A 25,576-nucleotide genomic window follows, 5' to 3' on the forward strand; every position below is an offset into this window, starting at 1 on the left:
TGGCACCACTCACGCCGCCTGGCACCGCCCGCCGGGCCTTGCTCCGGGCCTAGCGGCCCTCCCAAGCCCTCCTTCGGCCTAGCGGCCCTCCCGAGCGCCGCGTCGCAGGACCTCGCGAGGACGAACGAGGGCGAGCGCCCAGCGGCCCGAACCAGCCCTGCGCCGTGCGACGCACGGCACGAAGGAGGGCCGTAAGGGCGCTGGGCGCGGCGTGAGCGGCTCCAGTGACCCCCGGACACGCCCTGGAACGGGCCCAGGTCAGACCCGCGCCGGGACCTGCGAGACCGCGCGGGTGAGGAGGGTGGCTGGCACGTGCGCGGCGTCCGCGAGGGCCTGGCCGAGCGGGTGGGTGAGGGCCGCGGCGGGCATCGTGCCGTCCCGGCCGCTCAGGACGACGCTCACCGAGCCCGGCGTCGCGGGTGCGTCGGGGGCCGGGGCGGCGGCGTCGAGGCCCAGCCGCCGCAGCGCCTGCCGGGCGACCGCCTCGGCGCTGTCGTGCAGCACCGTGCCGGGCGGCAGCGCGCTCATGATCCGGTCGGTGACGAGGGGGTAGTGCGTGCAGCCGAGCACCACGGCGGCGGCGTCGGCGGGTGTGCGGGCGGCGGCGTCGGCGACGGCCAGGTCGACCGCGTCCGTGTCGCCGCGGTCGACCGCCTCGGCCAACCCCGGGCACGCGATCCGGTACGCCGGAACCCCGTCGGCGAAGCGGCGGATCAGCCCGGCCTGGTAGTCGCTGGCCGTCGTCCGCTCGGTCGCCCACACCGCGAACGGCAGCCCGGCGGCCGCGGCGGGTTTCACTGCCGGCACGGTGCCGATGACGGGGATCGCCGGCTCGAGGTGCGCGCGCAGCTCGTCGACGGCGGTCACAGTGGCCGTGTTGCAGGGGATGACGACCGCGTCCGCACCACGCTCGGCGGCCAGTCGGCCCCCGGCCAGCAGCCGCTCGGTGACGAACTCGCCCGTCTTCGCGCCCCACGGCATGCCGTCGGGGTCCATGACCAGGACGAGGTCGCTGCCGGGCACCAGGTGCCGCAGCCATCCGGCGGTCGGCAGCATGCCCAGTCCGGAGTCGACGAGCGCGATGATCATTCGGCGAACGTATCAGGGCGACGCGGCCGCCGTCGGCCGGGTGGCGGAGGCGGCGCGCCGCCCTTGCGGCGGCGGACCCGCGGGCCGGGCGGCTGCGGGGCTGTCCGCCGACCCGCCGGCGCACGGCATCCTGCTGCGGCACCCGGTCGGCGACCGCACCGACGCGGCGGACACATCCCGTCGGCATGTCCGGCGGTCCCCCGATCGGCCCCCGCGAAGTCACCGGCGTCGTCCTGGCCCCGCGCCACGCGCCCGAGCGGGTGCGGCCGTTCGGTGGAGGTGCGCGCGTGGTGGCGCGGATCGGCGGGGTCCGGCTCCTACTGTCGGGACGGACGACCACGCGAGCGCGAGGAGTGGCGATGGCCGAGCACAGCCCCGTCTGGGTGTCGGGAAACTGGCACGTGGCGGACGGCAACGGCGAGGAGTTCATCAGCCGTTGGACCGCCTTCCTGACCTGGACCCGTGACGCCAACGACGGGTTCGTGCACGCCCGCCTCCTCCGCGACCAGCGCGATCCCAACCACTTCGTCTCCTTCGCCGCGTGGCGGGACGCCGATGCCCGCGGCGCGTGGCAGGACCGGCCGGACTTCGCCGAGTACATCGGCCGGTGCCGCGAACTGTGCGCCGACATGACCAGCAGCGGCTACGAACTCGCCGCCGCCGTCTGACGGCAGGCCCGTCCTCCCCGACGGGGGTGTCCCGGGCGGACCGCACCGCCCCGGACACCCCCGATCGCCGGCCTGCCGTGCGAGCCGCGCTCACCGCCGCCGACCGGACCGTGTCGGCCGGTTGTCCAGGTGTGTCCGCGTCCTACTCGTCCGCGGCGAAGAGCCCGAAGAACGGCGGAAACGTCAGAACGAGTGCCGCCACGACCAGCGCGACACCGAGGGCCATGATCCTTCCGGGATCCGCACCGCGGCGTCGGAAGCCGAGGTGCAGCAGCGGCCAGGCCGCGACGTAGGCGATGGTCGCGATCAGGCTCTTGCCGCTGAGCGCCCCCACGTCGTGGTTCCAGGCCATCCACTCCTTGACGTCCGGACTCGCCTCGCAGAGCACGGTGTTGATCCCGAGGACGACCGCAGCCGCGGGCGCGGCGAGGAACGCCGCCGCGATCGCGCCGTACCCGTCCTCCCGGCCGGTGTCGGGATCAGCACTTCCGGACGTGGTGCCACTGTGCGTGCTTGCCATGGCCGTACTCCTCTCGCGCGTCTCGCTCGGCCGCCGTCCGGCGCCGGGCGCTATTGGTCGAGGAACCCGTTCGGTGCCACCGCGTTGATCGCGGTGCCCAGGCCCGCCGCCACGACGGCGGCGGCGAAGGCGACGACGAAGTACGTCGTGGCGGTCGCGCGTGTCCGCGCGTTCCGGTTGAGCACGTGCGGATAGCGGAACGCCACGAAGGCGACCGCCGTGGCCAGCAGCGGGGTCACCCAGCCCACGTGCTCCTTCCACTCCATCCCGAAGTCGTGCCAGAAGTCGAGGTCGTGCGCGGCCAGGTACGCCTGGGGGTAGTCCGTGGTGTCCCCGCCGGGTGCGGGCTTCGCCCGGTAGCCGGGGTAGACGAGCCAGGTCCCGCTGACGACCGTCAGCCACGAGACGACGGCCAGCGAGACCGTCGAGAGCAGCCGAACCGCGTCCTTGACGGGCGTCATCCGCCGTGCGGTCAGCGTCGCGAGCCCGCCGGCGAAGGCGTGCACGATCACCACGCCGCACAGGACGTGCGCGAGGAACCAGGCTTCGCGCGCCGTCAGCAGATGCCCGGCCTCGGGCCGGGCGGCGAGCGCGCCGAGCGCCGCGGGGACGACCACGGCGGCTACCGCCAGCGCCAGCAGCATCCGCCGCTGGCGGCTGGGCAGTTCCTCCACAACGAGGCTGTCCGCGCCCGCCGGGGCGCCGTCGGCGCCGTCCGGCCGATTCCCGAGCGGGACAGCCGATTCCGCTTCCACGCGGTCAGGGCTATGGTTGAACGCACTCTCCACAGCGTTCTCCTCCGTCAGGCGGTGAACAGACCCGCCCCCCGAGACGCTCTGCGGATTTGCCCAAGCGCACGGTGCATGGCAGGTCGTTTCCCAATGCGAAACGCCGTTCCTGTGCAAGGACGGTAGCGGCCCTTTGCGCAACAGTCACCGGCGGTGCGCGTACCGGCGGGAGTGCATGCAAGACCGGCATAGTTCGGCATGCGGGTCGCCCAACGGCCAAGCGGGTGGCGGCGGTTCGGGCAGTGATCGGCGTCGTGCGCCCATGTCCGGGGCCCGGGGTGCCTCAGGCTGCACCCCGGGCCGATGCTCCCGCGCCGGCGCGCGGGTGTTCCGCCCCGGCCGACGCCGAGCGGAACACCCGCGGCGCGGCCTACCTCGCCAGCTGCGCCGGCTCCTCCAGTCGGGCCAGCTTGTCGGGGTTCGCGACCGCGTAGATCCGGGTGATCAGCCCGCTCTCCACCACGACGCTCACCGCCGCCGACCGGCCGTCGCGCTCGATGCGGGCCGCCGGGGCGCCGTTGAGCCACAGCGCGGACGTCGCAGCGTCGCGGTTCGCGCGGGACAGCAGCGTCGCGACCAGCTCGGCGCCGTGCACGGGAGCCTGGGCCGCGGAGGCCGCGCCGCCGCCGTCGGCGATCAGGACGACATCCGGGGCCATCACCTCCATCAGCTCCTGCAACCGCCCCGTCCGCAGCGCCGCGAGGAACCGCTCCAGCACGGCCTGCTGCTCCGCGTGACTCACCCGCACCCGGGGCCGCCGGGCCGCCACGTGGTCGCGGGCCCGCCGCGCGATCTGCCGGACCGCGGCCGCGGACTTGCCGACCGCCTCCGCGATCTCGCCGTACGGCACGTCGAACACCTCGCGCAGCACGAAGACCGCCCGCTCCGTCGGCCCGAGCGTCTCCAACACGGTCAGCATCGCGATCGAGACGCTCTCCGCCAGCTCGACGTCCTCGGCGACGTCCGGACCGGTCAGCAGCGGCTCGGGCAGCCACTCGCCGACGTAGTCCTCGCGGCGCCGCGACACCGTGCGCAGCCGGTTGAGCGCCTGCCGCGTGACCACCCGGATCAGGTACGCGCGCGGGTCCCGCACCTGCGCCCGGTCGGTCTCGGCCCAGCGCAGCCAGGACTCCTGCAGCACGTCCTCCGCGTCCGCCGCCGAGCCGAGCATCTCGTACGCGACGGTGAACAGCAGCGTCCGCAGCCCGACGAACGGGTCGTCGGCCGGGTCGGCGGGCGCGGCGGTCGAGCTGTGCGTCATGCCGTCGATCATGCCGCCGGCGCCGCGTCCGAGGAGCCGGGGCGCGTGGCCAGCGGGACCTCGCAGGCCGCGGAGAAGCCCTGCGAGGCCACGCCGTTCGCGACGTTGGCCCGGGTCGCCAGGTTGACGTACGCGACGAACGCGGTCAGCTCGACCATCGCCGCGGCGCCCAGCCGGTCGAGCAGGTCCGCGTACTGCTCGTCGGTCACCGTGAGCGGCGTGTCGGTCATGGCCTCGGCGTACGCCATCACGTCGCGCTCCAGCGGCGTGAACACGTCCGCGTACCGCCACCGCGGCACCTGGCTCGCCTTCGCCAGGTCCAGCTCCTGGTGGATCGCCTGGAAGTAGCCGACGTCCAGGCACCAGCTGCACCCGACCTGCGCCGCGACCGCCATGTGCGCGAACGACTTCAGGCCCGCGTCGACCGCGTCCCACGCGCCGACCCGGCCCCCGAACTCGAGGTTGTCCTGCGTGACGCGGGGGCTGTTCCAGTTCACCTCCACGTTCTCCGGAACCGCGCCCAGCTGCTTGATCATGTTCTCCCTGAGCTCGGCGGGGAGCTCGGCCTTCGGAAGCCGCAGTGCCATGGTGTCCTCCTGGTAGGCGTTCCTGCTTCGCCATGAAGACACCGCCCGCCCGCCGGTTGTGACATACGCGGTTCGTCGTCGGCGACCTCGTGCCAGGCGCCTGCTCCTCAGTCCGTCGTCCAGCGGCGGAGTTTCTCCGGGTTGCGCACCACCCAGATGCGCTGGATCCGTTCGCCCACGACGTCGAACGCGAACACCGTCACGGTGACGCCGTCCTGCCGGGTCACCAGACCGGGCTGGCCGTTGACCGTACGTTCCACGAGCGTCGTGTCGCCGGTCCTCCGGCGGGCGATTTCGACCCAGGCGTGCGCGATCCGCTCGCCGCCGCGGATGGGATGCAGGAAGGTCGTGGCGAGGCCGCCGCCGTCGGCGATCGCCGTGGCGTCGGGGTCGAGCAGGCGGATGAGGGCGTCGATGTCCTTGGCCTCCCATGCCTGCTTGAAGTCCCCGACGACTCGGGCGCGTTGGGCCGCCGGGGTCGCGGAAGGCCGCGAAGCCCGTATGCGGCGGCGGGCCGAGGACGCCAGTTGGCGGCAGGCCGCCGGGGTGCGGCCGACGACCTCGGCCACTTCGGCGAAGGAGTGGCAGAAGACGTCGTGCAGGATGAACGCGACGCGTTCGGCCGGGGTCATCGCGTCGAGCATGACCAGGAAGGCCAGGTTGACGGACTCGTCGAGGGTGATCCGGTCGGCCGGGTCGACGACGGCGCCGCCGGGGCGCGCGCCGATCCACTCCGTACGTTCGGGCAGCGGCTCGGGGATCCATTCGCCGACGTAGGTTTCCCGCCGGGCCCGGGCGGAGCCGAGCAGGTTGAGGCAGATGCGGCCGACGACCGTCGTCAGCCAGGCCCCGGGGGACGCGATGGCGTCCTGTTCCCGTCGGGACATGGCGTACCAGCGCGTGAAGCCCTCCTGGACGGCGTCCTCGGCCTCGGTCAGGGAGCCCAGGAGCCGGTAGGCGACGTTGATCAGCTGACGCCGCTCGCTCATGATCGCGTCCAGGCCCGGATCGGGCCGGCCGTGTCCCGGCTCGGATCGGATGGTCATGGTGCCGCCGGCTCCCTCGGTCGCTTCGGTGTCCACCTGTTCGACAACGCGGCCCGCCGGATTGTGAGGCCGGCGCGTGGCCTGACATTCCGGGGGGCTGTGTTGTCGGACCCGCTGAGGCCAACAGACCACCCAGCGAGCAGGGAGCCCATCATGACCACCTCGATGCCGGCGGGGCCGTTCACCGACCCGTCCTCCACCGGTCAGGCGTTCAGCGAACCGGTGTCCGCACAGCGTCTGGAGCGGGCGGCCGCCGCGCTGACCGCGCACGGTTTCACCGTGGAGGTCCTGGACGGGGCCGCCGCCGCGCGCACCCGGATCAAGGACCTGATCCCCGAGGGCGCCGGCGTGTTCACCGGGGCCAGCGAGACCCTCCGCCTGTCCGGCATCGACGAGGACATCAACGCCGGCGGGCGGTACAACGCCGTCAGGCCCCAGGTCCTGGCGATGGACCGAGGGACGCAGATGGACGAGATCCGGCGGCTGACCGCCGCGCCCGACGTCATCGTGGGCAGCGTCCACGCGGTCACCGAGACCGGCTCCCTCGTGATCGCGTCGGGCAGTGGAAGCCAGCTGCCCGGCAACGCCGGCGGCGCCGCCCGCGCGATCTGGATCGTCGGGGCGCAGAAGGTGGTCCCCGACCTGGACACCGCGTTGCGGCGCGTCGAAGAGCACTGCCTGCCGTTGGAAAGCGCCCGCACCCAGGAGGCCTACGGGTGGCCCAGCGCCGTCAACCGGCTTCTGGTCCTCAACGCGGAACACCAGCCCGGGCGCGGCGTTGTCCTGCTGCTCCGCGAAGCCATCGGATTCTGAACCGAGACGAAGCCGTCCGCACCGGGGCGGGCGGTCCAACGAACGGAGGGCAGGGCGGCAATGCCAGCGCAACGCGAAGCGGACGAGGCCGGGATCCGCAGGCAGGTCGACACGATCGTCGAAGGACTCCAGGCCAAGGATCCCGACGTCCTGAAACAGGTGTACGCAACGGACATCGTGTCCTTCGACGTCGAGCCGCCGCTCCAGACCGTGGGGGTGGCGGCGAAACTCAGGAACTGGGCGCCGGTGTTCGCGTCCTTCGACACCGTGACCTACGAGGTCCGCCGCCTGACCCTCGCCGTGGGCGACGAGGTGGCCTTCGGACACGCCTTCGCCCGTCTCGGCGGCAGGCTGAAGAACGGGACGACGGTGACCGGCATGTGGGTCAGGGTCACGTACGGCTTCCGGAAGATCGACGGCACCTGGCTGATCACGCACGACCAGGTCTCGGTGCCGCTCGACATCGTGAGCGGCAAGGCGGTCGTCGATCTCGAACCCGACGCCCCGCAGCCGCCCGGCACGGGCTGAACGCCGCCCGCCAGGCCCTGCTGCGCGGACGCTCGGCGACCAACGTTCCGAACGGACTGCCGGTCAGGTGACATGCTGCTCGCCCGGCCTTTGTGCCGACCTGCGGTCCAGCGCCGTCAGGCCGTGGTGGGGGCGGGGAGCAGGCGGGCGCGGAGGAAGGCGAGGACTTCGTCGCGGGCCCGCACGGTGGGGTGGCCTTCCTCGTCGACGAGGTGTGCGGTGACCACGCTGTGCGGGGTCCGGACCATGTCGCGGAAGAACGGCGGGGGTTCGGGGTTGGCGCATTCGCCGGGGAGGACGCGGGCGTCGAAGCGGTCGCCGAGGAGTTGTGTGTAGGCGGCGAAGCGTTGGCCGGTGCACCACTTGTCGTTGTCGAAGCGCAGGCCGAGTGCGGTGAGTCCGTCGCGCTCGAAGCGCTCGCGGATGGCGGCCGCGTCCTCGGACGACAGTTCCAGGGCGGCCGGGTCGTCCAGGGGCAGCGAGGGCTGGCCGAGGACCGGGGCGATGACGGACGGTTCCAGCGTCATGGTCAGCGCGAAGTTGCCGGTGAAGCACATTCCCACCGCGCCGACGCCCGGGCCGCCGCACTCGTCGTGCGCGGTCCTGGCCAGCGCGCGCAGCCACACCGCCACCGGGCTCGTACCGCCGCCGGCGAAGGCCCTGAACTCCTTGCTGACGCACGCCCGTTTGAGGATCGGCTCGGCGAGCTCGACGGTGGGGTACGCCCCGTCGACGCCGAAGAGCGAGGGCACGTAGACGGTGAAACCCGCGTCGCGTACCCATCCGGCGAAGCGCAGCACGTCGGGGCTGATGCCCGGCATCTCGGGCATCACCACCACCGCGGGACCGCTCCCGGCCACGTAGACGGTCTTCTCGTCGCCGCCCAGCGACACCACGCGCTTGGCGAAGTCGTCCAGTCCGGCACCGCCGCCGAAACCCATGATCCGTGCCCCCACTATGCGATCGATCGGTCGTAATTATCGCGGGACGCTACACGACCGATCGGTCGCATACAATCGGCGGATGGCCTCCGACACCACCGACCCCGCCGCGGACCTCCCCGCACCGCGCGCCGACGGGCGCCGCGCCCGCGGCGACCGGACCCGACACGACGTCGCCCGGCAGGCCGCCATGTCCGCGACCGTCCACGGCCTGGACGCCATCACCGTCGGCGCGCTCGCCGCCCGGACCGGGCACAGCAAAAGCGGCATCCTCACGGTGTTCGCCAACCGCGAAGCCATCCAGATCGCCGCGGTCGCCGAGGCCCGCACCCTGTACCTGCGGCACGTCGTCGAGCCGTCGTGGCCCGCCGCTCCGGGTGCGCCCCGACTCCGGGCCCTGCTCGACAACTGGGTCGCCTACCTGCGCGACGGCGTCTTCCCCGGCGGGTGCTTCATCACCGCGACCTCGGTCGAATACGGCCGCCGCGAAGGCCCCGTCGCCGACGCGGTCCGCGGCCTCGCCCGCGAATGGCTCGACCTGCTGGAGGCCGAACTGTCCGCTGCCGGCAGCGACTCTCCGACCGACGACGCCTTTCGTATCGACGCGTACCTGCGCGCCGCCAACACCCGCTACCAACTCTTCGGCGACGAGGTCGAGTTGGAGCGCGCCAGACGCCTGTCCCTGGACGTGCTCGGCGCTTGACGCCGACACTCGGGCACCGTGGACGGTCAGGCGGACTCAGGCGCTCGCAGCGTTGACGGCGTTCGGTACCGTGCGGGCGACGTGTTGAGGATGAGATGCCCGTTCACCGAGGTCACGGTCACTGAAGGTCTCCCGGTCCCACGTCTCGCCCGCTGGTGCTGGAACGCGTTCGACGGCCTCAGGCGGCCACGCCGACGAGGTGCGCCGGTGGACGGAACTCGCCCGCGCGGAGCCGACCGCACCCGCCTGACCTGCCTCGGGTCCGGGGCGGGTCAGGCGACCCAGGCCGTGGTCAGCGCCTGGACGGCCGAACCGTCGAGGTCCTTGAGCTTCGTCCCGGCGAAGGCCCGTGCGGCGTCGGAGGTCAGGACGCGGAATGCGGGCCGGTCGGCAGCCAGCAGTTCGACGATCTGCCCTGCCACGTCGTCGGCGGTCTGGGCGGCGGCGAAGGCGGCGCGGGTGCGGTCCAGGTAGGCGGACAGGGCCGGCGCGTAGGGGCCGGCCTGTTCGACGGCGTCGGCGGGAAGGCCGACGTTGCTGACGAACTCACTGGCGACCGCGCCGGGTTCGACGATGCTGACGGAAACGCCCGCGGTGGCCGCGACGGGCGCGAGGGACTCCATGAAGCCTTCGACCGCGAACTTGGCGGCGCAGTACGCCTCGTTGAAGGGCTGGCCGATCACTCCGCCGACGCTGGTCACGGTCACCACGCGGCCCCCGCTCGCGCGCAGCAGCGGCAGCGCGGCCTTGGTGACGTGCAGGACGCCGAAGAAGTTGACCTCCATGACCGCGCGCACGTCGTCGACGCTCTCCTGCTCGAGCGTGCCCACGTGGCCCGCCCCGGCGTTGTTGACCACCGCGTCCAGCCGGTCGAGGCCGTCGAGGCACGCCTGGACGGAGGCCGGGTCGGTCACGTCCAGCGCCCGCACGTCGACGGTGACACCGGCCTGCTCCGCCGCGGCGAGCAGCGGGCCCGCCTTCGCGGTGTCACGCATCGTCGCGATGACACGCAGCCCGGCTCGCGCGGCGGCGACGGCGGTGGCCAGGCCGATGCCGGAGGAGGTGCCCGTGATGAGGGCGGTCTTGGTGCTCACGTCGGATCGTCTCCAGATGCTTATGATTCATAACTAATATTGACCATAACTATTACGGACGATATTTCGCTTGTCAAACACCTGGGTAGGCTCGGCTTCATGTCCACTCCACCCGATGAGCTGACCCCGGAGGTCGTCGCCCTGTTCGCGGCCGTCAACCGCCGCTACGCCCAGGAGTCCGAGGCCGCCGCGGCCGCCCACGGGTTGACCCCGCAGCAGGCCAAGGCGCTGCTCGCGGCCGAGGAGCCCGTCCCGATGCGCCGGATCGCCGAGCGGCTGCACGCCGAGCCGTCCAACACGACCGCGATCATCGACCGTCTGGAATCCCGCGGCCTGGTCGAGCGCGGCCTCGACCCGGCCGACCGCCGGGTCAAGCGCGTCGCAGCCACCGAGGCCGGCCGCGCGATCGCCGCCGACCTCCGCGTGCGGATGCCCTTCGCCGCCGACCCGTTGAGCCCCCTCACCACACGGCAACGCGAGACGTTGCGCGGCCTGCTGCAACGGATCCTGGACGCGTGACGTCGGCGCGAACCGGGACCGCACCCGGTGAGGACGACGAACACGGCCCGGTCGGCCGTGGCGGTGACCCTTCCAGGGCGTCGCGGCAGGTGCCCCACGGATCCCCGCGTCTTGTGAGACCGTTGAGCCCACCATGACCGACCGCACGACCGCCGCGTCCTCCTCCCGCATGCCCCACCTCGCGCTGCGCCCCGCCCCCGCGGGCGCGCCCGAGCTGGTCCTGCTCGTGCTGCCCGGCGGACGCGCGCGGGACGTCGGGCCCGCGTCACGCAGACACCTCGCGTACCAGCGCATGGCGCACATGGGGCGCGAGCTCCAGCGCCGCTCGCTCACCACCCGCGACTATCCGACGCTCGACGTCGCCGTCCTGCGCTACCGCCTGCGCGGCTGGAACGGCGCCGAGGCCCATCCGGTCGCCGATGCCCGCTGGGCGCTCGAGACCGTGCGGAACACCTACCCGCAGACCCCCGTCATGCTGCTCGGCCACTCCATGGGCGGCCGCACCGCGCTGCGTGTCGCCGACCTGCCCGGCGTCGCCGCGGTCGCCGCACTCGCGCCGTGGACGCCCCAGGGCGAGCCGCTGCCGGCCGTGGGGGAGCGCCCGGTCCTGCTGGTGCACGGCCTCGCCGACAACGTCACCGACCCCTCCGACTCGCTCGCCTACGCCCGGCGGCTGCGCGCCACCGGGGCCTCGGTGTGCCGCGTCGAAGTGCCCGGCGCCGGACACGCGATGGTCCGCGGACACGAGGTGTGGACCGACCTGGTCGCCGCGTTCACCGCCCTCGTCGTCGGACGCACGGCCGGCCCCATGGCCGACGCCCTCGCCGACGCCGGCAAGGCCACCGACGACGACGGGCTCCGGCTGCAGCTCCCGCCCGCCTGAACGCGGGTCACCCGGCCGGGCGCAGCCCGTACTCGGCCAGCCAGCCCAGCAGCTCCGTCCGGGACGCCGTGACCAGCCGGCCCCCCGCGAGGCGCGGGTCGTCGGTCACCTCGGCGACGGAGGCGGCGGGCGCCGGGAACGCCTCCGCCTCCTCGTCGGTCGCGAACTCGGCCTCGGCCACGACCAGCCCCCGCAGCGGACCCTCGAACACGTCCACGCCCAGCGGAGGGACGCTCAGCCGCGACTTGCGCAGGACGTCCGCCGGCAGCGCCGCCAGCACGTCGTACTCGGCGGGGGACAGGTAGGTGTTGGTGATCAGGCCCCGCACCGCCCCGGGCAGCCCCGCCGGGACCTTCTGCGTGAGCTTGAGCTCGACGCGCCCGTCGGCGTAGTCCACCCGGCGCAGCCGCAGCCGGGTCCCGTGCACGTACCGGTCGGTGATCGTCCGGGCGACCGTCACGGCCGCGAGGTCCGGCGGGCCGGCGAGCAGGAACCGCCGCTCGCGTTCGACCAGCGCGTACTTGCCCGCCCGTACGCCGTCGGCGCCGACCGTGCCGGCCCTGCCCGCCTCGACTGCCATCGGGCAACCGTATCGGCGGCCAACTCGGATCGCGGCTTCGCGCCTAATCAGCGAGGACCGGCCCGCGGTGGGGGTCGCGGGCCGGTCCTCGGTGGTGGTGGCTAGTGCCAGTCGCTGATCCGGACGTCGTTCGGCGAGGGCTCGCCCTTGCCGGTCTCGACGAGCTGCTTGATGCTCAGCAGGAAGGTCGCCCACTTGGTGCTGCAGTGGTACATGAACTCCACCGGCTCCTTCCACCCCGCCTGCTTGAACAGCACGACGGTGTAGTCGCCCGCCTGCTTGAGGTCGAAACTGATGTGCGTGCCGATCCACTCCTCGGGGCCGTCGACGACCTCCCACAGCACACGCTCGTTGGGCGTGGTCTCCAGGACCTTCATGTCGAAGCCGCCTGGCGGGAAGCGGAACTTGACCACACCGCCGACCGCCGGGTCGCCCGTGGTGTCCTCGGTCCACCAGGCCGCGAGGCCGTCGATCGTGGTCAGGGCCGCGTAGACGGCGTCCGGGGACGGCGACACGACGCCGATCCGGTGCAGGATGTCCACCATTTTCGACACCTTCTCTCTCGGGTTCGTTCTCGGTTCGTTGGGATCGTTTGCGTGGCTCGCGGCGCGGCGCGGGGCGCCCGGCGCCGGCCGGGGTCAGCCCTGCTGCTCCTGGGCACGCTGGATCGCTTCCGCGATGCGCTTGATGCGCCGCAGTCGGGCGTCCCACGCGGCGCCGACGGACGACAGCTGGGCGACCGCGCGGGCGAGCTGGGCCTCGTCGACCTCGTAGAGGCGCTCGCGCCCGGACGGTGTCGCGTGCACCAGCCCGACGCGGTCGAGGACCCCCAGGTGCTTGGCCACCGCCTGCCGGGTGACCGGCAGTTGCTCGCTCAGCGTGGTGGCCGTCCCGCCCCCGCCGCTCAGCAGCAGGTCGAGCATGCGTCGCCGGATGGGGTCGCCCACCGCCGACCAGAGCTCGTCGTCGATGGCGGTGCTCATGGCGTCGACGCCAGCTTCTCCGCATAGGTGACCAGGCGGGGCAGGAAGTGCTCCCATCCCCGGGCGTGGTCGTTGTACGCCTCTTCGAGGACGGCCGCCTCCCAGCCCTTCTCCCGGAAGCCGGACTCGCAGAAGCGCAGGAGCGTGCCGCCGTCGGACGGGACCAGTTCGAACGTCACCAGCAGCGAGTTGTCCGCGGCCGCGACCTCGTCCTCCTCGTACACCCACCGGAAGGAGAACCGCCGCGGCGGGTCGGCCTCCATCACGGTGACCGGGGAGACGTGGGTCGGAGTGGCGCTGTCGCCGAAGCTGATGGTGCCCGTGCCGCCAGGCACGGGGTCGAGGTCCGCGTCGTCGGGCCACCACTCGCGCAGGTGCTCGGGCCTGCTGATGACCTGGTAGACCACCTCGGGCGACGCCTCGATGTGGATCTCCCGCTCGATGGTGCCGTACTCCATGGCGACCTCCTCCTTTCGCAACCTTTGGTTGCACATGACTGTAGATCAATCCTCCGTCATGTGCAACCAAAGGTTGCGGGATTAGAGGTTCGGTCGGCGGACGACGGCCTGCCAGCGGCGCCACGCCCCGGGGCGGCGCGTGACCGCGTCCACGTCGTCCAGCGTCAACGGCAGGACGGGCTCCCGGTCGGCGAGCAGTTCCGCCAGCTCGGGGCCGGAGAAGTAGTGCGAGAGCAGGCCGGGCGCGTGGGCGTCGGCGTCGGTGTAGCGGATGGTGTGCGAGCCGTCGGGGTGTTCCTCGGCGATCTCGTGCGGGCGGCCGACCCGCGTGCCGACCGCGTTGACGCGCAGCGCGAACAGGCCGCCGGGCGCGACGCGTTCGAGGGCCGCGCGGATGTGGGCGTGTGCGGTGTCGCGGTCGCCGTGCTGGAAGACGTTGATGCCGACGACCACGGGGAAGCGCTCGTCGGGCCGGAGCGTCGACAGGTCGCCGTGGGCCAGGCGCCCGGCCCGCTCCGGGGCCCGCTCGCGGATCGCGGCGAGCGCGGTCGCCGAGACGTCCAGCCCGAGCAGGTCCAGCCCGCCCGCCACCAGCGGGAGGAGGTTGCGGCCGTTGCCCGGGCCGATGTACAGGCCGGGGCCGGGGAGCAGGCCGTGGGTGCGGGCGGCGCCGAGGACGTCGTCCACGAACGCGTCGGGCGCCATGTCGAGGAAGCGGCCCGCGGCGAACTCGGCGTCCCAGTACGCGGCGGCGAGCGCGGCCTGCGCGGCGGGGTCGTCGCCCGCGCCGCCGTCCGGACCGGTGGGGTGCTGGTTCATGCGACGGGGTCCTTCGCGGTGTCGGCGGGGGCGGTCTCGGCGTTCGCCGAGCCCGTGGTCCGGCTCAGGCGCGGTCGTCCAGCGACAGCAGGAGTTTGCGCAACAGCTTGGCGAGGGTGGCCTGTTCGGCCGGGGTCAGGCCGTCGATGAGGGCGAGCTCGTTCGCGATGTGGCCGCCGATGAGGCCGTCGGCGATGCGGCGGCCCTCCTCGGTCAGCGTGGTGCGGACGAGCCGCCGGTTCTCCGGGTCGGTCGCGCGCGTGACGAGGCCCTTGGCGACGAGCCGGTCGACGCGATTGGTCAGCGCCGCAGGGGAGATCATCGCCGCGCCGGCCAGGTCGGACATGCGCAGCGTGCCGCCGCCGCCCGCGCGCAGCAGGGTCGTCAGGACGTCGTACTCCCAGGCCTCGAGGCCGTGCGCTTCGAAGTACTCCTTGACGCCTTGGTCGAGCAGCCGTGCCGCGCGGAAGATCCGGACCACCACGCCGATCGGCGCCGTGTCCAGGTCGGGGCGGACCGCGCCCCACCGCTCGATGATCCCGTCGACCGCGTCGTCCATGGCGTGAGCCTAACAGTCCCTTCGATGTCGAAACGTTTGACGCCGGTGTGCCGTGCGGCGTAACATCCCTGATGTCAAACAGTTCGGCGTCGAAATGTTCGTGATGGAAGAGTCTTGTGAAGGGCCTTCCACGGCACGGACACCGGAACCAAGGAGCACGCCATGCACTACGTCCTCTTCGTCAGGACCGACACGACCCCCGACGCCGACCTCGGCCACTACCTCGCCAACGTCGGCGCGACGCTCGCCGAGCACGAGGGCCGGCTCCTGGCGTTCGGCGCCCCGGAGCGGCTGGAGGGCGGCGTGGACTACACCCGGATGGCGCTCGTCGCGTTCCCGTCCGCGGACGCCGCCCGCGCCTGGTACGCGTCGGACGCCTACCAGGAGCTGGCCGGCTGGCGCGTCGAGACCATGGGGCACCCCGTCGACGTCAACCTCGTGGCCGGCCTCGCCGCCTGAGCCCCGCGGCCCGGCGCCCCGGCGCCCCGGGGCCTCGGGGCCTCGGGGTCGGAAAGGCCGGCGGCCCGCACCCCCCGCCAGGGGTGCGGGCCGCCGCCCCGCTCAGTGCCGGCCGAACAGCTCCGCGGCGTTGCGGTCGAGCACGGCCGCCGCGTCGTCCGCGGAGAGTGCGTCCTGGACCGAGGTCACGGCGCGGCGCAGCAGGTCGCCGCTCTGGTACGGGAAGTCCGTCCCGAGCACGAGCCGGTCCGCGCCGAACGACTCGGCCGCGGCGCGCAGCGCGGGCACGTGCCCGTGGCTGACCGTGTCGAACCACATCCGCCGCGCCGCGACGCTCGGCTTCTCCGGCGTGCCGGGCGACTCCCACTGGTACTGGTTGTCGGCGCGCTGGAGCAGCATCGGCAGGGCGCCGCCCAGGTGCGAGTTGATGATCCGCAGCCGGGGATAGGCGGCGGGGACGCCCGCGAGGATCATGTGCATCACCGCGATGGTGTCCTCCATCGGCGCGCCGACCATCCAGCGCATGCGGTGCTCGCCGATCAGCGGCGTGTCCGCGTCGTGCCCCGACGGGTGCACGTACAGCACGCTGCCGCGCCGGTCGAGCTCGGCGAGGACCGGCGCGAACGCGGGGTCGGCGAGCGTCGTGCCGAGGACGTCGGTCGTGACGGCGACGCCGACCATGCCCAGGTCGTCGAGGGCGCGGGTGAGTTCGACGAGCGCGTCGTCCACGTGCGGGAGCGGCAGCGCGGCGAACGCCGAGAACCGCTCCGGGTGCGCGGCGACGACGTCCGCGTACAGGTCGTTCGCGAACCGGGCCGCGGTGACCGCGTGCCGCCGCTCGGCGAAGTGCGGCACCTGGGGGGACACCGACAGCACCTGGTGCGCGATCCCCGCGCTGTCGTTGAGCGCGAAGCGGGCCTCCAGCTCACCGGGCGTCGCGCCCGCGCCGGTGTCGCGCTGCGTCCCGGTGTCGTCGCGGCCGAACGAGTCGAGCAGGTCGAGGTACTCGTCGGTCCACAGGTGGGCGTGCACGTCGATGCGCAAGGGGTGTCCTTCGGAGCGTCGGAAAAAAGGGGGGTGAACGCCAGTCTGGTTTCGCGCCGGACCATGATCAACGACGGATCGCTGCACCCTCGTTTCGCGTGGCATCACGATGGCGTGACCAGCGCCACGCGGCGCGGAGCCGGCCTGGCGTGATCTTTACCCGCGGCCGGAATGCCCTGTACTCGGCTAACGGTTGAATCGCAATGCGCTCGTTAGCGTGCGCGGGGCGCCGCGAACGGCACGGGATCGTGCAGGGCTCGGGAGGGGTGGGAGACGTGCTGGACATCCGGGAAGTGGAGGCGTTCCTCGCGGTCGCGGAGGAACTGCACTTCGGACGGGCCGGGGAACGGCTCGGGGTGTCGACGTCGCGGGTCAGCGGACTCGTGCGGGCGTTCGAGCGGCGCGTGCGGACCACGCTGTTCGAACGCACGAGCCGCGAGGTCAAGCTGACCGAGGCGGGGCGGCGGCTGTTCGCCGAACTGTGCCCCGCGTACACGTGGATGCAACGGGCCATCGCCCAGGTCCGGGACGCCGCCGAGCCGCGCGGCTCGGTGCTCAGGGTCGGCTTCTCCACGACGCTGCCACCGGAACTGGTCGACAAGAGCATCGCGGCGTTCGAGGAGCGGTACACCTCGTGGCGCGTCGTGAAGTCCGAGTACCCGACGTCCGAGGTGCTGCGCTGGCTGCACCAGGACTGGCCCGTGGACGTGTTCGTCACCTGGCTGCCGGGGGAGCCCGCGCTGCTCGGGCTGCGCGGCATGCACATCGGGCCGGTCGCCGCCCGGGTGCCGCGCGTCGTCCTCGTCGGCGCCGACCACCCGCTCGCGGTCCGCGCCTCGGTCGACGTCGAGGAACTCGCCGCGCACGAGGTCATCGCGTTCGGCGAGCTGCCGGAGGGCGTCTCCCGGGTCTGGACGCCGCGGGTGACCCCGAACGGCAGGCCCATGGCGCTGCGTTGGCTCAACACCGTGTACCTCGAGGAGGCGATCCGGGCGGTCGTCCACGAAGGCGCGGCGCACCTCACCTTCGGCGGCCTGCTCGACCGCTACCCGCGCCCCGGCGTCGTGGAGGTTCCGGTGACCGGCGTCGGCCCGATGTCCGTCGTCTCCCTGTGGTCCACCGAGACACCGGTGCAGATCGCGCGCGTCGCGAACGGGTTCGCGGACACCGTCGCGGAGGTCGGCGGATCGTGATGCCAGGTGAAACGCGCGTGCAGCAGACAGGCGTTGATCATGGCCGGCGGCCTCTCCAGACTGGGAACACCCCCTACCAGTACTGGAATTCCGAGGATCGCCATGCCCAGCCGGCTGTTCTACCGCGGCCCCGCCGTCGACGTCCTGCACACCGAGTACGCGCAGCGCGGCCGACGTGACGAAAAGGCGCCGATCCTCGCGGACTTCGAGATCGAGGTGAAGGCGCCGCCGGAGTGCGTGTGGGAGGTGCTGGCCGACCCCGCCGGATGGCACCTGTTCGACCCGAACATCAGCGACGTCCTGGTCGACGGCCCCGTCGCGCCCGGCACCCGCTTCACCTGGCGGATGGGCCGCGCCGCCATCAGGTCGCGCTTCGCCGTCGTCGACCCGGAACGCGAGATCACCTGGACCGGCAGCTCGTCCGGCGCCAACGTCGTGCACCGGCACCTGCTGTCGCTCACCGCGTCCGGCTGCACCCTGCTGCGCACCGAGGAGTCGATGGCGGGACTGTTCGCCACGCTGTTCTACAACTCGGCGAAACTCCAGACGCAGCTTGAGCACTGGCTCACGTCGGTCAAGCGCGCCGCCGAGTCCTGACGGTGCACGTCGGGCGGCCTGCGGCCGCCGTCGCACCCGTAGTTTCCGTGTCCCGCTCGTTCAGCGCCTCCACCTCGTAAGGACCGACCCGATGCTGCCTGCACGCCTGCGCTCCGCCGCCGCCGCGGTGTCCCTCGTCCCGCTGCTGTTCGCGGCGTCCGCCTGCAAGATCGGGGGCGACGACAAGGACGCCAAGGGCGGTACGGGCGGCGGCAAGGCCGACCCGGCCGCGGCGGCGCAGCCCGCGGCCGGGTCGGGTGCGCCGTCCGGTGGTGGCTCCTCCGGTGCTGCCGTGTCCGGCGGCGGAGCGGCCAAGGCGCTGACGGCAGACCAGCTCAAGGCCGCGCTCCTCGTCCAGTCCGACATGCCGAGCGGCTGGACGGTCAAGCCGGGCTCGACGGTGTCCCCGAGCAAACTCAACGCCACGCCCGCCGGGTGCCAGGCGATCGTCGACCTGGTCTCGGGCGACCCGAAGGCCGCGCCGACGGCGACCGGGAACGGCGTGCTTACGAACGGTTCGTCCAAGGACGCCCAGTACTTCGTCTCGATGGAGCAGTACTCCGGCGTCGCCACCAAGCTCCTCGACGACGTGGTGAAGGAGACCGGCCCCGGGTCCTCCTGCGGGACCGTCAACGCGACCGACGGCGACAACGCGTTCATCTACAAGGCCGCGCGGTCCGACAGGACCCCCAAGAGCCTCGGCGACGCCGTGCTCTACCTCGACATCACCACCTCCCAGCCGGGCCAGTCGGCGGAACTCCCCGGGCGCATGCAGATCGTGCGCTCGGGCGAGGTGCTGATCCAGTTCGTCGGCATGCAGAAGTCCGGGAAGCCCGAATGGGTGCCCGACGCCGTGGTGAAGGCGCAGGTGGAGAAGATCAAGGCCGCCCAGAAGTAGCGGGCGCCGGCACGGTCGCACAGCTGGTTGTCAGCCGCGCCCGGTACGTTCCGGACGCCCGCCAAGGCGTCGCGGACCACGATCGGGAGGGACCGGCCATGTCCATATGGCTGACACTGGTGAAGCTCGACCCGGCGGCCGCCGACGAGGCCCGTACACGGCCGGAGTCGGTCGCCGGCCTCCTCGACGGCACCGCCGGCCGCCACGCCGAGGACTACCGCGCGCTCGGCGACATCGCCGAAGGCCGCGCCGAGACCGAAGAGGGCACCGCCGACTGGACCCGCGCCTATCCGGCACTGGCCGCCGCGACCGGCACCGACCGCCCGCTCGTCGAGGGCTCCGACAACGGCTACGGGCCCGCGTTCGTCCTCGGCCCCGACGACGTCCGCCGCGTCGCCGACGGCCTGGCCGCCGAGGGCTGGACCGGCTTCCTGGAGATCGCCCGGTTCTACGTCGCGGCCGCCGCCGAGGGCCGCGCCGTGCTCGGCGCGCTGAGCTGAGCCGACGGGCGAACCGCGCGGTGTCAGCGCCCGGTGTCAGCGCTCGCCCGGGTCCGCGCCCGTCAGCAGTACCCGGACCAGCGCGCGCAGCCGCTCGTCGTGGTCCCCCTCGTGCCCCGTCGGTCCGTGCAGGACGGCCGGCAGTGTCAGCATCGCGGTGCCGCCGGTCAGCAGCGTGGCCGCGGCCGACGTGTCGATGTCGCCGACGCGGCCCAGGTGTCGCTCCGCGTCGAGGTACGCGATCAGCCCCGCCTGGATCTGCTGCGGCGCGGCCGCCTGCCGGTGGACCTCCTGCAGGAACCGGTGCAGCAGCTCCGGCGTGCTCAGCAGGCCGGCGAGAATCGGCAGCCCCTGCCGGTGCAGGCCGAGCGCGGCGTGCGCGTAGGCGAGCAGGTTGTCCTCGACGGTGCCCGAGCCCGCCTCCGGCAGATCGGCCTGCAACTCCGCGACGATGCGCGTCGCGCGCCGCACGAGCGCGGTGACCAGCAGCTCGTTCTTGTCCGCGAAGTAGTTGTAGAGCACCCCGGACGAGACGTCCGCCTCCCGGGCGATCTCACGCGCGGTGAGGGCGGTGACCGGGCGGTCGCGCAGCAGGCGTTCGGCGGTGTCGAGGAGGTGTTCGCGCAGCGCGGTACCCGGGTCGTCGTCGACCCGGCCGCTGACTGCCTTCGCGCGTCGTGCCACGTTCTGCGGTCGCCTGTCTGTGCGGTGCCCGGGCGCGCCCGCTTCGAGGTCGCGCCCGGGCGGAACGGCCTAGGTGATGTCGCGCCTCACCGTAGTCGAGACCGCCGCGGCCGCGAACGCCGCGGCGTAGCCGACCAGCACGGCGGCGGCGCCCCATTGCGGCAGCAGGTCGCCCGCGTCCGGAGCCAGGTTGCCGACCGCGCGCCCGCCCGCGAACGGCAGCCAGCGCGCGAACCCGCCCACCAGTTGCCCGACCAGCCCCTCGACCAGGGCGATCCATGCCAGCGCCACGGACACCGCGCCGGCCAGGTTGCGGACGAGCGCGCCGACTCCGACGCCGATCGCGGCGAACGCGGCGTTCCAGACGACCCCGCCGGCCAGTGTCCGCCACACGCCGGTGTCGCCCCAGTCCAACGACGCGCCCTTCGCCGCGTATCCGACGGCGGTCGCCGGTAGCGCGACGGCGGCGCACGCCACGCCGAGCAGCGCGCCCAGGCCGGTGTACACCACCAGCTTCGCGGCGACGACGCGGGCGCGGCGCGGTGTGGCCAGGTATGTGTCGGTGATGGTCTTGTGCCGGTACTCGCCGGCGACCGCGAGGATCCCGAGTACGAGGGCGAGCAGCGAAACCATCCCCGCGTGCGCGACGGCGCGGGTCGCCGTGTCGGCCTTGCCGGTGTCGGCGCCGGAGGCGAACAGGCCGGTCACGCCGAGCAGCGTGAGCAGCGGACCGCCCGCGGCGAGCAGCCACGGAGCGCGGGTGGTGCGGAGTTTGAGGAGCTCGTTGGCGATGAGTGTGGGCACAGGCTCTGTCCTTTCAGCGGGCGGCGGCGGGGGCGGTCCCGCCGGGGCGTTGCGGTGCTCCGCCCGCGGGGTCGGGCACGGGGCCGGTCAGGCGCAGGAACGCGTCCTCCAGCGAGTCGTCGCCGAGCCCGTCCAGCGGCCCGGCGTACCGCAGCCGCCCCTCGTGCACGATGACGACGTGGTCGACGGTCTGCGCGACCTCGCTCAGCACGTGGCTGGAGACGAGCACGGTGCGGCCCTCGGCGGCCAGGCGGCGCAGCATGCCGCGCAGCCACGCCATCCCTGCCGGGTCCAGGCCGTTGGCGGGCTCGTCCAGTACCAGCACCTGCGGATCGCCGAGCAACGCCGAGGCAAGGCCCAGCCGTTGCCGCATGCCGAGTGAGTAGCCGCCCACGCGCCGTTCGGCGTGCCCGGCCAACTCGACCAGCTCCAGCACCTCGTCGACGCGCGACACCGGAACGCCCGTGGTGGCGGCCAGGATCCGCAGGTGGTCACGGGCGCGCCGGCCCGGGTGGAAGCCGGTGGCCTCCAGCAGCGCGCCGACCACGCGCCGCGGCCGCTCCAGGTCCGCGTAGCGCCGCCCGCCGATCAGCGCCTCGCCCGAGGTGGGGCGCACGAGGCCGAGCAGGACGCGCAGCGTCGTCGTCTTGCCCGCGCCGTTCGGGCCGAGGAAACCGGTCACCTGGCCCGAGGGAACGTCGAAAGTCAGCTCCTCGACGCCGCGTGCGGCGCCGAAGCGCTTGGTCAGGTCCCGTACGGAGATCTCCGTCATCACATGCTCCCGTTATGAACGTTCGTTCATGAACATGTGTTCATTCTAATCACAGGCAGGGGCGCGGGCGCCACGGCATGTCGTGGCGCCGTGGTGTCATGGCCCGGAACCGAGCGAGGGAGAGACGGCATGTCGATGCACGAGATCGAGGACCTGGTCGCGGACTCGATCCTGCTGCTGGACGCCGGGCACCAGGCCGACGAGCCGCGGGTGCGCGAGTGGATCGCGGCGCTGTACGCGTTCCAGGACGTGTACGACTGCTCGTTCACCCGGTTCCGGGTCATGGACGCGCTGGTGCGGAGGCGGTTCGCGTACCGGTTCGAGGTCGACGCGCATCCGGACCACGCCGTGCGGCGTGCGTACTTCGACGGGCTGACCGGGTTCACGGCGCTGCGCGAGTACGACGAAGACGCCGAGGACGACGACGACTTCGAGGGGTACACGGACTGGCTCGAGGACGGCTACGTCGACCCGCCGCACCTGTACTGCGAGGCGGGCACCGCGCTATGGCGGCGCATGCTGGACGCGGGCCGGCTCGGCGGCACCGACGCCGTCGCGCCGCGACCCGTGCCGCTCATCGAGGCGGTCGCGGCCACCGCGGAGGCCGCCGAGCGCGCGGGGGACGTCGCCCTGATCGGCGAGTGGTACGCCCTGGGCTGCCACACCCTCCTGGACGGTCCTATCGGCTGCCCGTACAGCACCGACGAACTCGCCGAGATGCCGGCGGTCGCGGCGTTGCGCTCTGTCGTCCTGCGCACTGGTGCGCTGCCGGCCGGACCGCCGGACGGCTTCGACGACCTGGGCGACGACGAACTCGAGGCATGGTGGTGGGCCGTGGGGGAGGACCGCTAGCCGGTGGTCACGGGTTGGCGCGCAGCCACGCGAGCACCTGCTCGGCGTGCGTGTCCGGCGGGAACACCGGATAGAACACGTGTTCGACGCGCTCGTCGCGGACGACCAGGGTCAACCGCTTGAACAGCCGCATTCCGGCCGCCTCGAACGTCGGCAGGCCCGGGTCGTCCGCCAGCCGCAACCCCGCGTCCGACACGAGCGGGAAGGGCAGGTGCAGCCGGCCGGCCGCCTCCCGCTGGTCCGCCGGGTCCTGGCTCGACAGGCCGAACACCCGTGCCGCTCCGGCCGCGACGAGGTCGCGGTGGTGGTCGCGGAACGCGCACGCCTCGGCCGTGCACCCGCGCGCGCCGGGGATGAGGTCCCAGCCGTCGGGCGGCGGCGCGCCCGGCACGGTGGTCATCGGGTAGACGTACAGGACCGTCCGCCCCGGGCCGAGCGCGGCGAGGCGGACCTGGCCGCCGTCCGTGGCGGGCAACGCGACGTCCGGCAGGGCCGTCCCGGCGAGGTGACGCGCCGCGCCGTCGTCGTCCGGCACCGGCAGGTCGTCGGGCAGCACCGCAGGGTCGTGGGTCATGCGGCACAGCCTCGCACGCCGGACCGCGCCACCGCGGCCCGCCCGTCCGGCGCGGGCGCGGCGGGTCAGGCCGTGCCGAGGCCGTGGTGCAGTTGTCCGCTCAGGTCCGCCGTCACGTGGCGGACCCACGCGGCGAATTCCTCTCGGGGTTCGGACTGGGCGCCGCTCAGCAGTCCGACCTGCGCGTCGCTGAGCCGGTTGTCGCCTTGTTCGTTGATCAGCAGGCCGAGTTCGGCCAGCAGCCACACGAGGCGCTCGGCGTCGCCGTGTTCGATCGAGGCGGCATGGGGGTGGTGGCTCACAGTGACGGATCCGGGCATGGCGCTCTCCCTCCGGTGTCGTCCTTTCCACGCTACGCCGGGGTTCGCGCCCGGTCGCCCCGGAACGGCGCGGGCCGGGCCCCGCCGCCGCGCCGGAACGCATCGCCCCTGGTCACAGCCCCGGCCCGGCGCGCGGTCAGGACAGGCGGCCGACGACCTCGTCCGCGAAGACGCGCATGAAGCCGAGCTGGTCCGGCACGAACTGCGCGACGATCACGTTGCGGACGCCGTACTCCGCGATCTCGGCCAGCCGCTCCGCGCACCGCCCGATCGGCCCGGCGACCGTGGAGTGCGCCGCGAGCCACGCGGTCAGGCCGAGTTCGTCGACGAGCGCGGCGTTGTGCGCGGCGGTCTCGGGGGAGGCGTGGTGCCGCGAGTCGTAGCGGCGCTTGAGCTCCTCGATCCGGGGCACGAGGTGGTCCGGCAGGCCCTTGCCCTCCGTCGTGAAGCGGAAGACATGGTTCGCCGTGCCCGCCAGGACCGAGCGGACCTGCGCGATCCCCTCCGCCTCGGTGGCGGCCGGCACCACGTTCGCCATGCACCACACCTCGATGTCCGCCAGGTCCCGCCCGGCCTCGGCGGCACCTGCGGCGACGTGCCCGAGATTGCGCTCGTACGCCTCCCGGGTCAGCGAGTTCGACAGCACCACCCCGTCGGCGATCCGGCCCGCCGCCCGCAGCGTGCGCGGGCCCTCCGCGGCCATCCACACCGGCGTGGGGCCGGGCGCCCAGCGCTGCACCAGCTCGGCGCCCTGCCAGGTGACGGTCTCCCCGCGGGTGAGGCCGCGCACCGCCGCGACGTACTCCTCGGTCTCGGCGACCTTCGCCGGGCGCACGCCGATGTTGCGCAGCGCCGAGTCGCCGGAGGACAGGCCGAGCACGAACCGGCCGCCGCTCATGTGCTGCAACGCCGACGCGGCCGACGCGGCGACCGCCGGGTGGCGCGTCATCGGGTTCGACACCGTGATCGCGAGCCGCTGCGTCGTCGTGCGCTGCGCCGCGAACGCGAGCGACACGTACGGGTCGGCCCACAGCGACTGCGAGTCGCCCGTCGTGAGCATGGCGAAACCGCAGTCGACGGCGACCTCCAGCCAGGCCGCGTAGTCGGCGAAGTCCTTGACCGTGGTGCCGGTGGCGAAGCGCATCACTCCGCCTCCAGGCCCAGGATCGCGCGGATGTTGCCCGCGAGGATCAGCCGCTTGTCCTCGTCGGGCAGGTCCGCCTCCAGCACCTGCCCGAGCACGTGCGTACGGCGATAGCCGAGCGGCGCCGAGTACAGGTCCGTCCCGAACACCAGTCGGGACGCCCCGTGCGCCCGCACGAACGGCTCGATCAGGTCGAAGGTGTAGGCGAGCGACGTGTCGAACACGAGGTTCGGCGCGACCTCCGCCACCTCCACCGCCTGCCGGGCCTGCTCGAACGACGAGAACGCGTCCAGCACGACGAACGTCGTCTCGGGGAAGTCCCGGCCGAGCCGCTGCACCTTCCACAACGCCTCGTCCGCGACCTCGGCAAGCGCGTGCAGGAACGGCACCAGCCCCCGCTCGGCGCAACGCTCCACCACCGCGCGCACGAGCGGCGAGTCCGTCGACACCCCCTGGAACCGGGTGTGCAGGCTGACCCCGCGCAACCCCAGCTCGTCGGCGATCCGGTCCACCTCCGCGAGCCCGGCCGGCCCGTACAACGGCTCGACGATCCCCAGCGCCGCCGCGAACCGGTCCGGAACAGCGTCCCGGTACGCCGCGATCGCGTCGTTCACCCGCCGCGTGTCCGCCAGCCCGGCCGGACGCAGATACCCGTGCCCGGGAATGACCACCGCGCGGTCGACCCCGTTCCGGTCCATCGTCGCCACCCGCGCCGCCACTTCCCCGTCCGCCGCCTCCTTCACGGCCCCGGGCCCCAGCCCCAGACTCCCGTGCACGTCCCCGACATGGTGATGGCAGTCCAACACCTCGAACATCGGCACGAACCCTCCCCTCCACCCCCGGCGCCCGGCCGCCGCACCCTAGCCCCACCCGCACAAGTGATCAACGGCCGTCGG

34 protein-coding genes are annotated in these 25,576 nt (G+C 73.1%); 12 read left to right on the forward strand and 22 right to left on the reverse strand.

Annotated features, from left to right (window positions below):
• Positions 1–258: 258 nt before the first annotated feature.
• A complete protein-coding gene (locus QI554_RS15430; protein ID WP_281470374.1) occupies positions 259–1,089 on the reverse strand; it encodes a glutamate racemase in 831 nt (276 codons plus the stop codon).
• 359 nt (positions 1,090–1,448) lie between these two features.
• Between QI554_RS15430 and QI554_RS15435 the strand changes: the two genes are divergently transcribed.
• A complete protein-coding gene (locus tag QI554_RS15435; protein ID WP_281470376.1) occupies positions 1,449–1,757 on the forward strand; it encodes a putative quinol monooxygenase in 309 nt (102 codons plus the stop codon).
• A gap of 142 nt (positions 1,758–1,899) precedes the next feature.
• On the opposite strand, the gene QI554_RS15440 is transcribed toward QI554_RS15435, so the two are convergent.
• The 5 genes from QI554_RS15440 to sigJ all read right to left on the reverse strand — a co-directional run bounded on the left by QI554_RS15440 (position 1,900) and on the right by sigJ (position 5,959).
• Entirely contained in the window at positions 1,900–2,277 is a 378-nt protein-coding gene (locus QI554_RS15440; RefSeq protein WP_281470378.1) for a hypothetical protein, read from the reverse strand.
• Positions 2,278–2,327: 50 nt separating this feature from the next.
• A complete protein-coding gene (locus tag QI554_RS15445) occupies positions 2,328–3,032 on the reverse strand; it encodes a hypothetical protein (protein ID WP_281470380.1) in 705 nt (234 codons plus the stop codon).
• A gap of 403 nt (positions 3,033–3,435) precedes the next feature.
• A complete protein-coding gene (locus QI554_RS15450; RefSeq protein ID WP_281470382.1) occupies positions 3,436–4,326 on the reverse strand; it encodes an RNA polymerase sigma-70 factor in 891 nt (296 codons plus the stop codon).
• A gap of 8 nt (positions 4,327–4,334) precedes the next feature.
• On the reverse strand, positions 4,335–4,913 hold the full coding sequence (locus tag QI554_RS15455) for a carboxymuconolactone decarboxylase family protein (protein WP_281470384.1): 579 nt from the start codon (positions 4,911–4,913) through the stop codon (positions 4,335–4,337).
• Between the two features lie 107 nt (positions 4,914–5,020).
• Positions 5,021–5,959, reverse strand: a complete 939-nt coding sequence (gene sigJ / locus QI554_RS15460) for an RNA polymerase sigma factor SigJ (protein WP_281470385.1) — start codon at positions 5,957–5,959, stop codon at positions 5,021–5,023.
• Positions 5,960–6,112: 153 nt separating this feature from the next.
• On the opposite strand from sigJ, the gene QI554_RS15465 reads away from it, so the two are divergent.
• Together QI554_RS15465 and QI554_RS15470 are read left to right on the forward strand one after the other, a co-directional pair.
• Positions 6,113–6,772: an LUD domain-containing protein gene (locus QI554_RS15465; protein ID WP_281470387.1), complete on the forward strand. Its 660-nt coding sequence runs from the start codon at positions 6,113–6,115 to the stop codon at positions 6,770–6,772.
• A gap of 60 nt (positions 6,773–6,832) precedes the next feature.
• A complete protein-coding gene (locus QI554_RS15470) occupies positions 6,833–7,300 on the forward strand; it encodes a YybH family protein (protein WP_281470389.1) in 468 nt (155 codons plus the stop codon).
• Positions 7,301–7,416: 116 nt separating this feature from the next.
• On the opposite strand, the gene QI554_RS15475 is transcribed toward QI554_RS15470, so the two are convergent.
• The gene (locus QI554_RS15475; RefSeq protein WP_281470391.1) at positions 7,417–8,241 is read right to left on the reverse strand and encodes a dienelactone hydrolase family protein; all 825 of its coding nucleotides are present in this window, start codon (positions 8,239–8,241) and stop codon (positions 7,417–7,419) included.
• Between the two features lie 82 nt (positions 8,242–8,323).
• Between QI554_RS15475 and QI554_RS15480 the strand changes: the two genes are divergently transcribed.
• Positions 8,324–8,944, forward strand: coding sequence for a TetR/AcrR family transcriptional regulator (locus QI554_RS15480; protein WP_281470394.1), 621 nt, complete (start codon positions 8,324–8,326; stop codon positions 8,942–8,944).
• A 272-nt stretch (positions 8,945–9,216) separates the two neighbouring features.
• Here QI554_RS15480 and QI554_RS15485 read toward each other — a convergent pair whose 3' ends face one another.
• Entirely contained in the window at positions 9,217–10,038 is an 822-nt protein-coding gene (locus QI554_RS15485; RefSeq protein ID WP_281470396.1) for an SDR family NAD(P)-dependent oxidoreductase, read from the reverse strand.
• 99 nt (positions 10,039–10,137) lie between these two features.
• Between QI554_RS15485 and QI554_RS15490 the strand changes: the two genes are divergently transcribed.
• Both QI554_RS15490 and QI554_RS15495 read left to right on the forward strand, forming a co-directional pair.
• Complete coding sequence (locus tag QI554_RS15490; protein ID WP_281470398.1) at positions 10,138–10,557, forward strand: MarR family winged helix-turn-helix transcriptional regulator; 420 nt, start codon at positions 10,138–10,140, stop codon at positions 10,555–10,557.
• A 133-nt stretch (positions 10,558–10,690) separates the two neighbouring features.
• Positions 10,691–11,440 (forward strand): alpha/beta hydrolase, encoded by a 750-nt coding sequence (locus tag QI554_RS15495; protein ID WP_281470400.1) that lies wholly within the window; start codon positions 10,691–10,693, stop codon positions 11,438–11,440.
• 7 nt (positions 11,441–11,447) lie between these two features.
• Here the strand turns inward: QI554_RS15495 and QI554_RS15500 are convergent, their stop codons facing one another.
• The 6 genes from QI554_RS15500 to QI554_RS15525 all read right to left on the reverse strand — a co-directional run bounded on the left by QI554_RS15500 (position 11,448) and on the right by QI554_RS15525 (position 14,839).
• Positions 11,448–12,020, reverse strand: coding sequence for a CYTH domain-containing protein (locus QI554_RS15500; protein ID WP_281470402.1), 573 nt, complete (start codon positions 12,018–12,020; stop codon positions 11,448–11,450).
• 101 nt (positions 12,021–12,121) lie between these two features.
• Positions 12,122–12,565: an SRPBCC family protein gene (locus tag QI554_RS15505; RefSeq protein WP_281470404.1), complete on the reverse strand. Its 444-nt coding sequence runs from the start codon at positions 12,563–12,565 to the stop codon at positions 12,122–12,124.
• Positions 12,566–12,658: 93 nt separating this feature from the next.
• Positions 12,659–13,003 (reverse strand): ArsR/SmtB family transcription factor, encoded by a 345-nt coding sequence (locus QI554_RS15510; protein WP_281470405.1) that lies wholly within the window; start codon positions 13,001–13,003, stop codon positions 12,659–12,661.
• Positions 13,000–13,461, reverse strand: a complete 462-nt coding sequence (locus tag QI554_RS15515; protein ID WP_281470408.1) for an SRPBCC family protein — start codon at positions 13,459–13,461, stop codon at positions 13,000–13,002. Before QI554_RS15515 ends, QI554_RS15510 begins: the two co-directional genes overlap by 4 nt.
• A gap of 81 nt (positions 13,462–13,542) precedes the next feature.
• Positions 13,543–14,280 carry a class I SAM-dependent methyltransferase gene (locus QI554_RS15520; protein ID WP_281470410.1) on the reverse strand — a complete coding sequence of 246 codons (738 nt, stop codon included), beginning with the start codon at positions 14,278–14,280 and terminating at the stop codon, positions 13,543–13,545.
• 64 nt (positions 14,281–14,344) lie between these two features.
• Positions 14,345–14,839: a MarR family winged helix-turn-helix transcriptional regulator gene (locus QI554_RS15525; protein WP_281470412.1), complete on the reverse strand. Its 495-nt coding sequence runs from the start codon at positions 14,837–14,839 to the stop codon at positions 14,345–14,347.
• A gap of 162 nt (positions 14,840–15,001) precedes the next feature.
• Here QI554_RS15525 and QI554_RS15530 point away from each other — a divergent pair, with 162 nt between their 5' ends.
• Positions 15,002–15,298, forward strand: coding sequence for a DUF1330 domain-containing protein (locus tag QI554_RS15530; protein WP_281470414.1), 297 nt, complete (start codon positions 15,002–15,004; stop codon positions 15,296–15,298).
• Between the two features lie 102 nt (positions 15,299–15,400).
• Here QI554_RS15530 and QI554_RS15535 read toward each other — a convergent pair whose 3' ends face one another.
• On the reverse strand, positions 15,401–16,342 hold the full coding sequence (locus QI554_RS15535) for an amidohydrolase family protein (RefSeq protein ID WP_281470416.1): 942 nt from the start codon (positions 16,340–16,342) through the stop codon (positions 15,401–15,403).
• Positions 16,343–16,617: 275 nt separating this feature from the next.
• Here QI554_RS15535 and QI554_RS15540 point away from each other — a divergent pair, with 275 nt between their 5' ends.
• The 4 genes from QI554_RS15540 to QI554_RS15555 all read left to right on the forward strand — a co-directional run bounded on the left by QI554_RS15540 (position 16,618) and on the right by QI554_RS15555 (position 19,530).
• On the forward strand, positions 16,618–17,535 hold the full coding sequence (locus tag QI554_RS15540; protein ID WP_281470418.1) for a LysR family transcriptional regulator: 918 nt from the start codon (positions 16,618–16,620) through the stop codon (positions 17,533–17,535).
• A 102-nt stretch (positions 17,536–17,637) separates the two neighbouring features.
• The gene (locus tag QI554_RS15545) at positions 17,638–18,132 is read left to right on the forward strand and encodes an SRPBCC family protein (protein WP_281470420.1); all 495 of its coding nucleotides are present in this window, start codon (positions 17,638–17,640) and stop codon (positions 18,130–18,132) included.
• Positions 18,133–18,223: 91 nt separating this feature from the next.
• Entirely contained in the window at positions 18,224–19,030 is an 807-nt protein-coding gene (locus QI554_RS15550) for a hypothetical protein (protein WP_281470422.1), read from the forward strand.
• Between the two features lie 98 nt (positions 19,031–19,128).
• Positions 19,129–19,530 carry a hypothetical protein gene (locus QI554_RS15555; protein ID WP_281470424.1) on the forward strand — a complete coding sequence of 134 codons (402 nt, stop codon included), beginning with the start codon at positions 19,129–19,131 and terminating at the stop codon, positions 19,528–19,530.
• A 36-nt stretch (positions 19,531–19,566) separates the two neighbouring features.
• Here the strand turns inward: QI554_RS15555 and QI554_RS15560 are convergent, their stop codons facing one another.
• The 3 genes from QI554_RS15560 to QI554_RS15570 all read right to left on the reverse strand — a co-directional run bounded on the left by QI554_RS15560 (position 19,567) and on the right by QI554_RS15570 (position 21,790).
• Positions 19,567–20,214: a TetR/AcrR family transcriptional regulator gene (locus tag QI554_RS15560; RefSeq protein ID WP_281470426.1), complete on the reverse strand. Its 648-nt coding sequence runs from the start codon at positions 20,212–20,214 to the stop codon at positions 19,567–19,569.
• Between the two features lie 69 nt (positions 20,215–20,283).
• Positions 20,284–21,018, reverse strand: coding sequence for an ABC transporter permease (locus QI554_RS15565; protein ID WP_281470428.1), 735 nt, complete (start codon positions 21,016–21,018; stop codon positions 20,284–20,286).
• A gap of 13 nt (positions 21,019–21,031) precedes the next feature.
• On the reverse strand, positions 21,032–21,790 hold the full coding sequence (locus QI554_RS15570) for an ABC transporter ATP-binding protein (protein ID WP_281470430.1): 759 nt from the start codon (positions 21,788–21,790) through the stop codon (positions 21,032–21,034).
• Between the two features lie 129 nt (positions 21,791–21,919).
• Here QI554_RS15570 and QI554_RS15575 point away from each other — a divergent pair, with 129 nt between their 5' ends.
• Positions 21,920–22,642, forward strand: a complete 723-nt coding sequence (locus tag QI554_RS15575) for a hypothetical protein (protein ID WP_281470432.1) — start codon at positions 21,920–21,922, stop codon at positions 22,640–22,642.
• A gap of 7 nt (positions 22,643–22,649) precedes the next feature.
• Here QI554_RS15575 and QI554_RS15580 read toward each other — a convergent pair whose 3' ends face one another.
• The 4 genes from QI554_RS15580 to QI554_RS15595 form a co-directional block, all read right to left on the reverse strand.
• Positions 22,650–23,216: a peroxiredoxin gene (locus tag QI554_RS15580; RefSeq protein WP_281470434.1), complete on the reverse strand. Its 567-nt coding sequence runs from the start codon at positions 23,214–23,216 to the stop codon at positions 22,650–22,652.
• Between the two features lie 65 nt (positions 23,217–23,281).
• A complete protein-coding gene (locus tag QI554_RS15585; RefSeq protein ID WP_281470436.1) occupies positions 23,282–23,536 on the reverse strand; it encodes a hypothetical protein in 255 nt (84 codons plus the stop codon).
• A 136-nt stretch (positions 23,537–23,672) separates the two neighbouring features.
• Positions 23,673–24,680 (reverse strand): LLM class flavin-dependent oxidoreductase, encoded by a 1,008-nt coding sequence (locus QI554_RS15590; RefSeq protein ID WP_281470438.1) that lies wholly within the window; start codon positions 24,678–24,680, stop codon positions 23,673–23,675.
• The gene (locus QI554_RS15595; protein WP_281470753.1) at positions 24,680–25,495 is read right to left on the reverse strand and encodes an amidohydrolase family protein; all 816 of its coding nucleotides are present in this window, start codon (positions 25,493–25,495) and stop codon (positions 24,680–24,682) included. Before QI554_RS15595 ends, QI554_RS15590 begins: the two co-directional genes overlap by 1 nt.
• Positions 25,496–25,576: the final 81 nt, after the last annotated feature.

The sequence above is a fragment of the Yinghuangia seranimata genome (assembly GCF_029953285.1).
GTDB classification, from domain to species: Bacteria; Actinomycetota; Actinomycetes; order Streptomycetales; family Streptomycetaceae; genus Yinghuangia; species Yinghuangia seranimata.